10 protein-coding genes and 1 pseudogene are annotated in these 11,914 nt (G+C 68.4%); 5 read left to right on the top strand and 6 right to left on the bottom strand.

Annotated elements, in window-relative coordinates; genetic code table 11:
* Nucleotides 1–298 precede the first annotated feature (298 nt).
* Complete coding sequence (locus ACLML9_RS24150) at nt 299–652, bottom strand: hypothetical protein (RefSeq protein ID WP_411947666.1); 354 nt, start codon at nt 650–652, stop codon at nt 299–301.
* On the bottom strand, nt 649–855 hold the full coding sequence (locus tag ACLML9_RS24145; RefSeq protein ID WP_411947665.1) for a hypothetical protein: 207 nt from the start codon (nt 853–855) through the stop codon (nt 649–651). Before ACLML9_RS24145 ends, ACLML9_RS24150 begins: the two co-directional genes overlap by 4 nt.
* A 501-nt stretch (nt 856–1,356) precedes the next feature.
* Between ACLML9_RS24145 and ACLML9_RS24140 the strand changes: the two genes are divergently transcribed.
* On the top strand, nt 1,357–2,061 hold the full coding sequence (locus tag ACLML9_RS24140; protein WP_411947664.1) for a glycoside hydrolase family 25 protein: 705 nt from the start codon (nt 1,357–1,359) through the stop codon (nt 2,059–2,061).
* A gap of 20 nt (nt 2,062–2,081) precedes the next feature.
* Here the strand turns inward: ACLML9_RS24140 and ACLML9_RS24135 are convergent, their stop codons facing one another.
* Complete coding sequence (locus ACLML9_RS24135) at nt 2,082–4,121, bottom strand: PhoX family protein (RefSeq protein WP_411947663.1); 2,040 nt, start codon at nt 4,119–4,121, stop codon at nt 2,082–2,084.
* 129 nt (nt 4,122–4,250) lie between these two features.
* A complete protein-coding gene (leuS, locus tag ACLML9_RS24130; protein ID WP_411947662.1) occupies nt 4,251–7,145 on the bottom strand; it encodes a leucine--tRNA ligase in 2,895 nt (964 codons plus the stop codon).
* Between the two features lie 453 nt (nt 7,146–7,598).
* On the opposite strand from leuS, the gene ACLML9_RS24125 reads away from it, so the two are divergent.
* Nucleotides 7,599–8,024, top strand: coding sequence for an SdpI family protein (locus ACLML9_RS24125; protein ID WP_411947661.1), 426 nt, complete (start codon nt 7,599–7,601; stop codon nt 8,022–8,024).
* A 5-nt stretch (nt 8,025–8,029) separates the two neighbouring features.
* On the opposite strand, the gene ggh is transcribed toward ACLML9_RS24125, so the two are convergent.
* Nucleotides 8,030–9,367, bottom strand: a complete 1,338-nt coding sequence (gene ggh / locus ACLML9_RS24120) for a glucosylglycerate hydrolase (RefSeq protein WP_030524598.1) — start codon at nt 9,365–9,367, stop codon at nt 8,030–8,032.
* A 237-nt stretch (nt 9,368–9,604) separates the two neighbouring features.
* On the opposite strand from ggh, the gene ACLML9_RS24115 reads away from it, so the two are divergent.
* Nucleotides 9,605–10,306, top strand: a complete 702-nt coding sequence (locus ACLML9_RS24115) for an SDR family oxidoreductase (RefSeq protein ID WP_411947660.1) — start codon at nt 9,605–9,607, stop codon at nt 10,304–10,306.
* Nucleotides 10,303–10,797 carry a GNAT family N-acetyltransferase gene (locus ACLML9_RS24110; protein WP_411947659.1) on the top strand — a complete coding sequence of 165 codons (495 nt, stop codon included), beginning with the start codon at nt 10,303–10,305 and terminating at the stop codon, nt 10,795–10,797. Before ACLML9_RS24115 ends, ACLML9_RS24110 begins: the two co-directional genes overlap by 4 nt.
* A gap of 112 nt (nt 10,798–10,909) precedes the next feature.
* On the opposite strand, the gene ACLML9_RS24105 is transcribed toward ACLML9_RS24110, so the two are convergent.
* A complete protein-coding gene (locus tag ACLML9_RS24105; RefSeq protein WP_411947658.1) occupies nt 10,910–11,206 on the bottom strand; it encodes a hypothetical protein in 297 nt (98 codons plus the stop codon).
* Nucleotides 11,207–11,585: 379 nt separating this feature from the next.
* Here ACLML9_RS24105 and ACLML9_RS24100 point away from each other — a divergent pair.
* Nucleotides 11,586–11,914 (top strand): annotated as a pseudogene (locus tag ACLML9_RS24100) (ammonium transporter); the annotation flags it as partial.

Raw genomic sequence — 11,914 nt, 5'->3', positions numbered from 1 at the left:
AGCCGTACTACTACGCCTGCCGGTGATCCCGGCGCCGCGCGATCACCACCGGCCGGGCAGGCGCGGCGTACGCCGCCGGCTCCGGGAACGACCGGGGCGGTCACCCGTTCGGCATCCACCGCACCGGCGCGGTAGTGAGGCGCAGACGGATATGAGCGGTCGACGCGCCGAGGTCGACTCGACGCGGAAACGGCCACCAGCGCATCCCTCACGAACACCGGCCATGGCATGTGCGAACGTCCCGGCCGAATCGGGCCGCAGCACCGGACCACGGTCGTGGCCGGAGCGATGACCCCGGTCAGCGCGAACGAAGTCGCCGTAGCAACCGGGAGACCGGAGCCGGTATCCCTGGACGCGACGGGGGCCACGGGATACCGCACTCGCGGGCGAACCGCAGGGCGTCGGCCGCGGATCCATCCTTCGGGCGGTTCCGCGCCCATTCGACGAATCGCTCGGTGAAATCCGGACCGGTGGCGTACACCAGGTCGGGATAGCGGGCCGCGACCTCCCGAGCGCGCTTGTGCCGCAATACGTGTGCCGCCGCGCCCACGGCGGCCGGATCGAAACCCGCCGGGATCGCTTCCTCCGCCACCAGGGCACGCACCAGCGCCGCCTGCCGATCGGCCGATCCGGGCGCCTGCGCGTCCGTCACCGCAATCCCGCCCGGGCGGTCGCGGTGACCGGTGCGCGGGCCGCGGCGTCGGCTATCGCGTCCAGCTCGTCGAGCAGCTCGTGGGCAGGCGGATAGTTACCGTCCCGTTCGAGCATGGGTGGAACCGGGCGACCGTGTACGAACTCGGTGACCAGCGCGAGCACCTTCGCCCATTCCGCCGCCGGCCATCCGACAGTGCGCATAACCCACCTCCGGTTCCGCACAATATTGAAACCAGTATCCGGACCGGATCCCGGCCACGCCACGACGATTCGGCACTTGTTCGTCCCGACTACGGCACGCGGACTCGGGGCCCCGGGTGACCCCGGGCCTTCTTTCCGCCGGTCGGCCGGACACGGGGCGGGCTCCGACCATCAATGCCACTCGGAGTAGCCGAAAGGTGTACACGGACGTACACCTCGACCAACCTACGAAGCGCCTCGCCACTCCATGGACAACCGGTCGCATGTCGTAATCGCTCCGTCACTGTGTCACCGGGACGGGCCACGAATGCCGGCAATCCGAAATCGGACCACCGCGGGACCTCCGGACACGGTGGTGCACAATACCGGGGAGTCCCGGTCCGCGTGCCTAGGGTCGGGACCATGAAAACTGCCCGATTGAGATCGACCGTGCGAAAGTCCGGCTCGCGCTTGGGGCCGGGCAGCTTCGTTCGAGTCCGCCGCCGGCCCACCGGCCTCGGCATGCTGACATTCGCGCTGGTGGCGGGTCTCGCGCTCGTTTCCGCACCCGTGCACGCCGAACCCACCGGCCCGGATGTCTCGTCCTGGCAACACGGCGGTGGACGGCTCATCGACTGGTTCGCCGTCCGCGCGGCGGGTCACCGTTTCGCCATGGTCAAGGCCACCGAGGGCCTGGACTACGTCAACCCGTTCTTCGTTCCGGACAGTCTGCAGATGCGGTTGGCCGGGATGGCGCGCGGCACCTACCACTACGCCCGCCCGGAACTCCCGCCGGAACCGCAGGCGGCCCTCTACGCGACGATCGTCCTCGGCCAGAACGGGCCGCTGGACCTGCCGCCGGTACTGGATATCGAGCATTCCGGTGGTCTGGCGCCGGGCGCGCTGATCGACTGGACCCACCGCTACCTCGACACCGTGCAGACCCTGACCGGACGCGTACCGATCGTCTACACCTACCCGCGGTTCTGGCAGACCGCGATGGCCGACAGCGACCAGTTCCACCGCTACCCGCTGTGGATCGCCGACTATCGTGACCGCGCCGAACCGGAGGTACCCGGGCGCTGGCCCGCATGGACCTTCTGGCAGCAGACCGACTCCGGCTCGATCCCGGGTATCCACGGCAACACCGATATCAACGTGTACAGCGGCGCACAGGGCGATTTCGCCGGCTTCGCCCGGATGGGCGGGCTCACCGGCAGCGGCTAGCCCCGTACGCCGCGTACCTTCTACGCGCCGATCCGGCCGCCCCCGGACTTCCAGACCGCCACCACGGCCGGGCGCGGCTGGGTCGTTCCGCCGTCCGGCCAGTGCGAGGCCGGGTTCTCCACCGAGGCATCGTCGGTTTCGCCCGGATGCTGGACGCACACCATGACCCGCTCCTCGGTGATCACCGGACCGCAGGTCTCGGCGCCGATCGGTACCGACAGGAACTGTTTGGTCTCGCCACGCCGGTCACCGTCCAGCACCACTGCGAACAGTCCGTCGTTGGCGTCGAGCGCATTGCCGTCGGTGCTGATCCACAGGTTGCCGTAGGGGTCGAAGGCGAGATTGTCGGGGCAGGAGATGGGGCTGACCTTCGTTTTGTCGTAGCCCGCGAAGTAGGTGTCGGCGGCGGCCGGGTCACCGCAGACCAGCAGCAGGGTCCAGGTGAACGAGGTGCCCGCGTGATCGTCGGTGAGCTCGAGTACCTGGCCGTTCTTGTTCTTGTTACGCGGGTTGGCCTCGTCGACTCCGGGTTTGCCGTCGGTACCGCGCTTGTCGTTGTTGGTCAGCGCGACGTAGACCTTGCCGGTCTTCGGGTTGGCCTCGAAGTCCTCGGGACGGTCCATCTTGGTGGCGCCCACCTTGTCGCCGGCGAGGCGGGTGAATACCGCGACCTCTTCGGCGGTCATCCCGTCCACCAGCGATTCGCCGCGGCCGTCCTCGGCCGTGCGCAGGATCGGGACCCACTGCCCGGTGCCGGTGAAACCCTGATCGGAGGGAACCGTGCCCGAGCCGTCGATCCGGTCCGGATGGTCGCCGGTGAGTTTCGCGACGTAGAGAGTGCCGGCGTCCAGGATGGTCATATTGTGGCGGCGGCTCGCGGCCCCGGTGCCGGGTTCGACCTTGCGCGAGGAGACGAACTTGTACATGTAGTCGAAGCGCTCGTCGTCACCGGTGTAGGCGACGACGGTGCCGTCGGCGGCGACGTGGATATTCGCCGCCTCGTGCTTGAACCGGCCCAGCGCGGTGTGCTTGACCGGGGTGGAGGCGGGATCCCACGGATCCACCTCGACCACCCAGCCGAAGCGGTGCGATTCGTTGGGTTCGGCGGCGATATCGAAACGCTTGTCGAACTTCTCCCAGTAGTGCGGGGCGTCGGATTCGCCGATGCCGTAACGCTTCAGGCGCGCCGCCGCCACCGGATCGGCGGATTTGCCCACGAAGTAGGCGTTGAAGTTCTCCTCGCCGGACAGCACCGTGCCCCACGGGGTCACTCCGCCGGAGCAGTTGTTGACCGTACCGAGGACCTTCGTGCCGGTGGGATCGGCGGAGGTCTTCAGCAGCGGACTGCCGGCCGCGGGTCCGGTGAGCCGGAACTCGGTGGTCGCGGTGATGCGCCGGTTGTACTTCCCGAAAGCAGGTTTCAGCCGGCCGCTCCCGGGGTCACCGTGCACCTCGACCACGGACAGACCGTGCGCGGCCATCGCGATCTCGACCTGTTCCCGGGTGATCGCCTCGGGCTTGTATCCGGGGAACATGAACTGTTCGGTCGTGTACTCGTGGTTCACCACGAGCAGGTACTTGCCCGGCTGCCCCTCGATCGGCAACAGGCCGGCGAAATCGTTGTTGTAGCCGAACTGTCTCAGCTGCGCGGCCGGGGTCTGGCCGAAGAAATCGAATTCGGGCGCGTCCTCGAACAGCGGATCACCCCACCGGATGACGACGCCCTGTTCGTAACCCTCCGGAACGACGAGCGCGTCCTCGGTGTTCGGCGCGACCGGCGCGAACCCGGTCCCCGTGCCCTCGGAATTCGCGGCCGGACCGACCTCGGTCCCGTCGCCGCAGGCGGCGAGCGCGCTCGCCGCGCCGATCGCGACCACCGCGGCCGCACTGCCCTGCAGCAGGCGCCGCCGGGAGATCCCCGCGACGATATCCCCGAAGTAGGTGTTCGACGAGGTGTTGGGCACCTCGTGGAAGCAGGCGTTTCCGCATTTGTACTGACAGGTGACACGAGACCGCGATCCCGCGGGTTCGCGGGCGACAAAGAGCGCTAGAGGTTTCACAATGGACTCCTGTTCCGGGCTGAACGCACGCACGCTAGCCCACCCAGGCGAGTCTCAGGAGACCGACGGATTAACGACCGGCCAACACGGAGACCCGGAAAGCCCAGGCCACCGTGTCGACCGTCACCGTTACGCGACTATGTTGATCAACCGGCCGGGGACCACGATCAATTTGCGCGGGGCCTTGCCGTCGAGCAGGGCGGCGATCTTCTCGTCCGCCAGCGCGGCCGCTTCGATCGCGGACCGGTCGGCCTCCGGATCGACCTGGATCCGGCTGCGGACCTTGCCGTTGACCTGGATCGGATATTCCACCGTCTCCGCGGTGAGCAACGCCGGGTCGGCCACCGGGAACGGTCCGTGGGCCAGTGAGTGGGTGTGCCCCAGCCGCTCCCAGAGTTCCTCGGTCATATGCGGGGCCAGCGGCGCCAGCATGAGCACCACCGGTTCCACCGCCGAACGCGGTGCGCCGCCGGGGTAGGCCTTGGTCAGGTGGTTGGTCAGTTCGATCAGTTTGGCGCCCGCGGTGTTGTCGCGCATGGCCGCCAGATCCTCGTCGACACCGGCGATGGTCCGATGCAGCAGCCGCAATGTCTCGTCGGCGGGGTTGCCCTCGGTGACCCGGGTCGCGCCGGTCTCCTCGTCCACCACCAGCCGCCACACCCGCTGCAGGAACCGGTGCGCGCCGATGACGTCCTTGGTCGCCCACGGCCGGGAGGTGTCCAGCGGGCCCATCGACATCTCGTAGAAGCGGAAGGTGTCGGCCCCGTACAGATCGCAGATCTCGTCGGGGGCGATCGCGTTCTTCAGCGATTTGCCGATCTTGCCGTACTCCTGCTGCACCTCGACCTCGGTGCCCGTGGCGTCGGTCCAGTAGAACCGGCCGTCGCGTTCGGTCACCTCGGCGGCGGGCACGTAGGCGCCGCGCGCGTCGGTATAGGCGAAGGCCTGGATGTAGCCCTGGTTGAACAGCCGGCGATACGGTTCGCTGCCGCTCACCTCACCCAGATCGAACAGGACCTTCTGCCAGAATCGCGCGTACAGCAGATGCAGTACCGCGTGCTCCACCCCGCCGACATACAGGTCGACCCCGCCCGGATCGTCTGCGCCGTGCTCGGCCGGCCGCGGGCCCAGCCAGTAGGTCTCGTTCTCCTTCGCGCAGAACTCCGCGGAGTTGGTCGGGTCGGCGTAGCGCAGCTGATACCAGGAGCTACCCGCCCAGTTGGGCATCACATTGGTGTCCCGGCGATACCGGCGCGGGCCGTCGCCCAGATCCAGCTCGACCTCCACCCAGTCGGTGGCCTTGGCCAGCGGCGGGGACGGTTCGGAGTCCGCGTCGTCGGGGTCGAAGGTGACGGGCGCGAAATCGTCGAGTTCGGGCAGCCGCACCGGCAGCATCGATTCCGGCAGCGCGTGCGGCGCCCCGGCCTCGTCGTAGACGATCGGGAACGGTTCACCCCAGTATCGCTGCCGTGCGAACAGCCAGTCCCGCAGCTTGTACTGGACGGTGCCCGCGCCGTGGCCGTCGGCTTCCAGCCGGGCGATCACGGTGGCCTTGGCGTCGGCGATGTTCAGGCCGTCCAGGTAATCGGAGTTGATCGCCGGCCCGTCACCCGAGTAGGCCTCGCCGTCGAAATCCGCGGGCGGTTGCACGGTCCGGATGATCGGCAGGCCGAAGGCCGTCGCGAAATCCCAGTCGCGCTGATCCTGGCCGGGCACCGCCATGATCGCGCCGGTGCCGTAGCCGCTCAGCACGTAGTCGGCGATGAATATCGGGATCTGCGCGCCGTTGACCGGGTTGGTGGCGTAGGCGCCCAGGAAGACGCCGGTCTTGTCCTTGTTCTCCTGGCGCTCCAGATCCGATTTCGCGGCAATGGATTTGCGGTAGACCGCCACGGCTTCGGCCGGTGTGGCACTATCGGCCGTCCAGCGCGGATCGGTGCCGTCGGGCCAGGCGGCGGCGACCAACCGGTCCACCGTCTCGTGCTCGGGGGCCAGGACCATATAGGTCGCGCCGAACAGGGTGTCGGGGCGCGTAGTGAAGACCTCCACATCGCCGGCCGCGGTCGCGAACTCGACCCGCGCGCCGCGCGAGCGCCCGATCCAGTTGCGCTGCATGGCCTTGACGTTCTCCGGCCAGTCCACCCGGTCCAGATCGTCGATCAATCGATCGGAGTAGGCGGTGATCCGCATCATCCACTGCCACAGGCGTTTACGGAACACCGGGAAGTTGCCGCGTTCGCTGCGGCCGTCTGCGGTGACCTCCTCGTTGGACAGCACCGTGCCCAGCCCCGGACACCAGTTCACCACCGAATCGGTCTGGTAGACCAGCCGGTACGAGTCGAGCACCGCATTGCGTTCGGCGGCGGGCATACTCGCCCAGTCCTTACCGTCCGGCGCCGGCCTGGCCCCCGTCGCGAACTGCTGTTCCAGCTCCGCGATCGGCCGGGCGCGGCCGATCTCCTGGTCGTACCAGGCGTTGTAGATGCGCAGGAAGATCCACTGCGTCCACCTGTAGTACTCGGGGTCGGTGGTCGCGAACGAGCGACGCCGGTCGTGCCCCAGGCCCAGCCGGTCCAGCTGCCGCTGCATGGTGGCGATATTGGATTCGGTGGTGTCGCGCGGATGCGCACCCGTCTGCACGGCGTACTGCTCGGCGGGCAGGCCGAACGCGTCGTACCCCAGCGCGTGCAGCACATTGCGGCCGCGCATCCGGTGGTAGCGGGCGAAGACATCGGTGGCGATATAGCCCAGCGGATGGCCCACGTGCAGCCCCGCTCCCGACGGGTACGGGAACATGTCCTGGACGAACAGCTTGTCGGCCGGGACCTCGCCGGCCAGCGGACCGACCGGGTTCGGTGCGAAGAAGGTGCCGCGCTCGTTCCACCGCTGCTGCCACCGGCGCTCGATCTCCCCGGCGAGCTCGGCGGTGTACCGATGGGCGGGCGTATCACCGGCCCGGCCCTGGGGTGCGCCGTGGTCTACCGAGCTCTGCCCGGCCGTCTCGGTTGCGCGGGAGTCCTGCACGGTCCTGCCTTCTCTAGCTGCTGGTGGAAAAAATCCGTCTCGACAGCCTAAGACTTACGCCCTGACAAGCCCAAAAGGGTAGGGAGGTGAGCCCGCCTCCGGAATGAGATCATCATTTGCTGCCTGTCCCGGATGGTCGACATCCGCGGTCGGGCGCGCGCCCCGGTTCTGGAGCGACAGAGCGAAAAAGCGCAGCGACCGAGCACGTGCCGCCGACCGTCCATGGACGGGCGACCATTGAGCATCGACAGTGACGTGAGCCTCCCCAGGCCGGACCAAGCGCACGACAGCCTGCACCTTCCGTCTATTCCGGACGGTCTACCTCAGTGGTCGGGACCCGCCCCCGATTCTGGACCGACGCAGCGACTGAGCGGCGGAGGGAAGAATCGGGGTTACAGGGCCCCGACCCGCCCCGCCGCAGGCGGGGCGAATCAACACAGCTAGGCTCGCCTGGTGTTCGTTGTCGCAATTCTCCTGTTCGTCCTGGCCGTGGTGGCCCTGACGACGGGTGTGCTCGGCCTCATCGGCCGTCTGCCCGGCAACCGCTATATCGGTGTCCACACCGAGGCCGCGCTGCGGGACGAGACCGCGTTCCGGACCGCCAACCGGGTGGCCGCGCCCACCCTGATCATCTCTGCCGCCTTGCTGTCCGCGGGCGGGCTGGTGGTCATGGCCGCCGGCGGCTTCACCGGAGTACTGGTGGCAGTGGGTGTGCTGGTCATCGCGCTGTTCACCCTGGGCGCGGGGGCGAACGCCGGCGCCCGGGCGGCCGAGGCCATCGCGCCGGCGCCGGAACCCGCCGGGGGTTGCGGCGGGTCCTGTGGCGGCTGCTCGCTCAAGGAGATGTGCGAACCGGCGGCCGGCTCCCAGCCGGTCTGAACCGGTCAACCCAGCCAGTCCAGTACCGACGCGGCCGTCCAGGACTGCTGCATACTGCCCAGCGGTTCCCCGGTGAAGGGTTCGTAGTACTCGGCGAAACTGCCGTCGCTGGCCTGACGTAGAGCTTCGGCCCGCAGCATGAACGAGCGTTCCGCCCAGCCGCGGTGGGCGAACACCCAGGAGAACAGCCAGCTCATCACCGGCCACACCGGGCCGCGCCAGTATTCGCGCGGCCGGAAGTCCTTCGACACCGGCGAGGTGGACGGCGGAAGCGCGTAGCGCAGATCCGGGTGACCGCAGAAGCGCGGCCCCTCGAACAGGCGCAGCAGGTTGCGTTCGGTGGCCCGCGGCAGGCCGCCGCTGATCAGCGGTGCGAACATGGCCAGTGTCTCGGTGGTGATCCAGCGCTGCAGGCGGGTGTCGTAGTCGCGCGCCGCGCCGGTGCGGGCATCGGTGGTCGCGACCACCCCGGCCCGGAACCGGTCGGCCCAGCCGAACAGTTCGCGGATATCCGATTTCGCCTGGTGGTATTCCTCACCGATCTGTCCGAGGACCTCGCAGGCCAGGGCGAAGATCGCGGTCACGAACACATCCTCGACCGCGAAGTCCATCGCCGAACTGAGGGCGTCGTCGTCGTAGCGGGCGCGGCGCATCTGCTCCACCAGCCACAGATACCGGTCGTATTCGCGATCGGTGGGCCGCTGAGTGGGGTCGGCGACGACGAGAACGTCCTCGCGCCGGTAGGGCGGCAGATCACCGGGCACCACATGCTCGTAGGCCCGGTCCCAGCGCGGGGAGTTGTCCATCCCCGACTCCCAGCCGTGGTAGAGCGTGATGCGCCCGCTGCCCAGGGGGTCACGGGCATGCGCCAGCCAGCGATGCCAGCGCACCAGATCGGCCCAGCGCCGGTTGAGGAATTCTTCGGCGACCGCGCGCGTGCTGCGGCCGTGCCGGCGCGAATGGTCCAGGATTCGCTGGACGGCGATGGCATGGACCGGCGGCTGGGTGATCCCGGAGGTGTCCGGGCCGTCGGGCGCGTTGGCGGCCAGCAACCGGCATTCCCAGCGGGCCGGGCCGGGGAAATAGCCGTCCACCCCGTTGGCGAAGACGATATGGGGAATCATGCCGTTCTTCCACTGCGCCGAGAGCAGGGTGTCGAGCTCGATCACCGCGCGTTCCACGCTCAACGGCGCCAGCCCCACCGCCACGAATGCCGCGTCCCAGCTCCACATATGCGGATACAGGCGGGGCGCGGCGCTGGTCATGGTTCCCAAATCGTTGCCGCGCAGCAGATAGGCCGCGCGGGCGGCGAGCTGCGTGGGAGTGAAACCTGGGTGTGCCATCTCTACATCTTGCTGGTTCGGACCGGGCGCACGCTTCATCGGTGCGTGTGAACGCAATATCTACCGAGCCCCGGTTTCGCTCCGGTGTGCGGCATATTTCGGATGCGCTACACGGACTTGCCGAACCCTCGCGCCGCGCCCCCGGCGGCGGTGCGGTGTGTGGCACGCTGTCCGGCGGACCGCCCGGCACGCAGCGGACCGGTGGCGCGGCGGGCGACGATACCGAGGAGTGGCGATATGCAGCAGGAAGCCGACCGCGCACCGGACGGGCAGCGGGTAGCGCTGATCACCGGCGCCGGACGTGGACTGGGCGCGGCGGTCGCCCGGGAGCTGGCGCCGGACCACCGGCTGCTGCTGGGGGCGCGAACCCCGGCCGGTCTGGAATCGATCCTGGCCGAACTGCCCGGAGCCACCGGGTGGCCGGTGGAACTCACCGACTACCCGGCGGTGGCGGCCGCGACGGCGCCGATCGACCGGCTGGACGTCCTGGTCCACAACGCGGGTATCGCCGATCTGGGCACCATCGCGGAATCCTCGGTACGGCAGTGGCGCGAAACGCTCGAGGCCAACCTGATCGCCGTCGCGGAACTGACCCGGCTGCTGCTGCCGGCCCTGCGGACGGCGGGCGGCCATGTGGTGCTCGTCAATTCGGGGGCGGGTCTGCGTGCCAACGCCGGCTGGGCCTCGTATGCGGCCAGTAAGTTCGGTCTGCGGGCGTTCGGCGACGCACTGCGGCTGGAGGAGCCGTCGCTGCGGGTGACCTCGATTCATCCGGGTCGTATCGATACAGATATGCAGCGCGCGATCGTGGCCGGAGAGGGGCGGGCCTACGAACCCGAGCAGTTCCTGCGCCCGGAGACGGTCGCGCGCGCCATCCGGACCGCGATCGACACCCCGCGCGACGCCCATCCCACCGAGATCGTGCTGCGCCCCTGGTGACCGTCCCTGTGCGCTGGCCGGACCGCCTCGTCGTACGCCCCTGGACCCCGGGCGACGCGCGGCGTGTCGCCGCGTGGCGTTACGGCGGGCGGTGGCGGGTCTACGACCTCCCCGGCACCGAACTCCCCGGCTCTACCGGCGATTATCTGGCCGTGACCGGTGCCGCGGACGGTCGGCTGGTGGGCTTCTACTGCACCGGCGCCGAGGCGCGAGTGCCCGGTCTGGCCGCGGCGTCCGGTGTGGTCGACCTCGGGGTGGGAATGGATCCCACCTGGGTCGGACGAGGCCACGGGGCCGGTTTCGGACGGGCGGTGCTCGCCGACCTCCGCCGGGACCACCCCACTGCCGTGGTCCGCGCGGTGGTCCAGTCGTGGAACATCCGCAGCCTGCGACTGCTCCGGACCCTGGGGTTCCTGGCAGTGGGGCGTCATATCTGCGTGCAGGACAACCGATCGGTCGAATACGTGGTGGCGCTGCTGTCGCCCTCGTGACGGGCGACGCGGAACGGTCTATGCGGCGGGCAGACCACTCTTCGCAGCTCTGAGCCCCGATATCGGCGGGCGCGCAGTCACTCCCGCCGATACCGGACGGCGAACGCCGTGCTCAGTGCTCGTCGTAATGTCCGTCGTGGGCGGCGTGCCGATGCCCGTCGTGGATGTAGTCGACATGATCGCCGTGCGGCACCGCGACATGACCGCAGCCCTCACCGTGGACGTGGTCGTGCGAGGTGGCCTCGGCGTGCCCGTGGATTTCACACTCGTCGAAGTGCCCCTCGTGCGCCCGGTGCAGATGTCCGTCGTGGACATAGTCGACATGATCACCATGCGGGACCGCGACATGACCGCAGTCCGGCCCGTGTACATGCGTGTGGTCGGTATGCTGATCGTGTGCCGTTGTCATCGGTGTTCCCTCTTTTCTCGAAGCGGTTGCTCTGCTCGAAACGGTCACCTGTAACTACGCACTGAAATACATTACCAAGTGCGCATCAATGCAGGTAGCTACCTATGCGCCGAGTCCCGATGAGACGGCGGGTGGCGGGAGCACCCCTCCACCTTCCCCGCTATAGCAAACCTTTATATCTACCCGAATCATCGGACCTTCAAACCGATTTCGGGAATTTTTCGTACGGTTTTTATGTCTTCCGGGTACCAACCGCGTAACGTCGATGGAGTTCGAAACCGCCGGGCGGCAGCGTTTATGCCCGGCGGCGATAGCTGCGCGAAGTTCTGGCTGGTTAATCCACTGGCAACACCGTGATGAAGATCGGACCCGAGATTTCATGATGATCCGCAAGATCGTTGCGGCGGTAGTGCCGCTGCTCGCCACCACCACTGTGGGGGCGGCAGTCGTGCACGCGGAACCCGCGACTCCCGAGATCGGTTACCGCGCCGAGCTCATCGATAACAGAGTGGTCACCACTCTCACCAATGGAACCTTCGAGATCGCCGGCGAAACCGTCGCGATCCTGGACAACTCCGGCGCCACCGTGATGTCGTTGCCCCTCGCGGTACGCGAGGGCGCCACCGAGTACCCGCTCCCGCACACGGTGCGTGACGAGGGCCGGGTGCTCGAGCTGACGGCGGTCAAGGACGTCGCGGCGGCCCGGCC

Origin of the sequence: Nocardia sp. NPDC002869, from assembly GCF_046764065.1 — a bacterium.
Lineage (GTDB): Bacteria > Actinomycetota > Actinomycetes > Mycobacteriales > Mycobacteriaceae > Nocardia > Nocardia rhamnosiphila.
The sequence above is the reverse complement of the archived record's forward strand: the minus strand, read 5'-3'. Positions and strand labels throughout refer to the sequence as shown.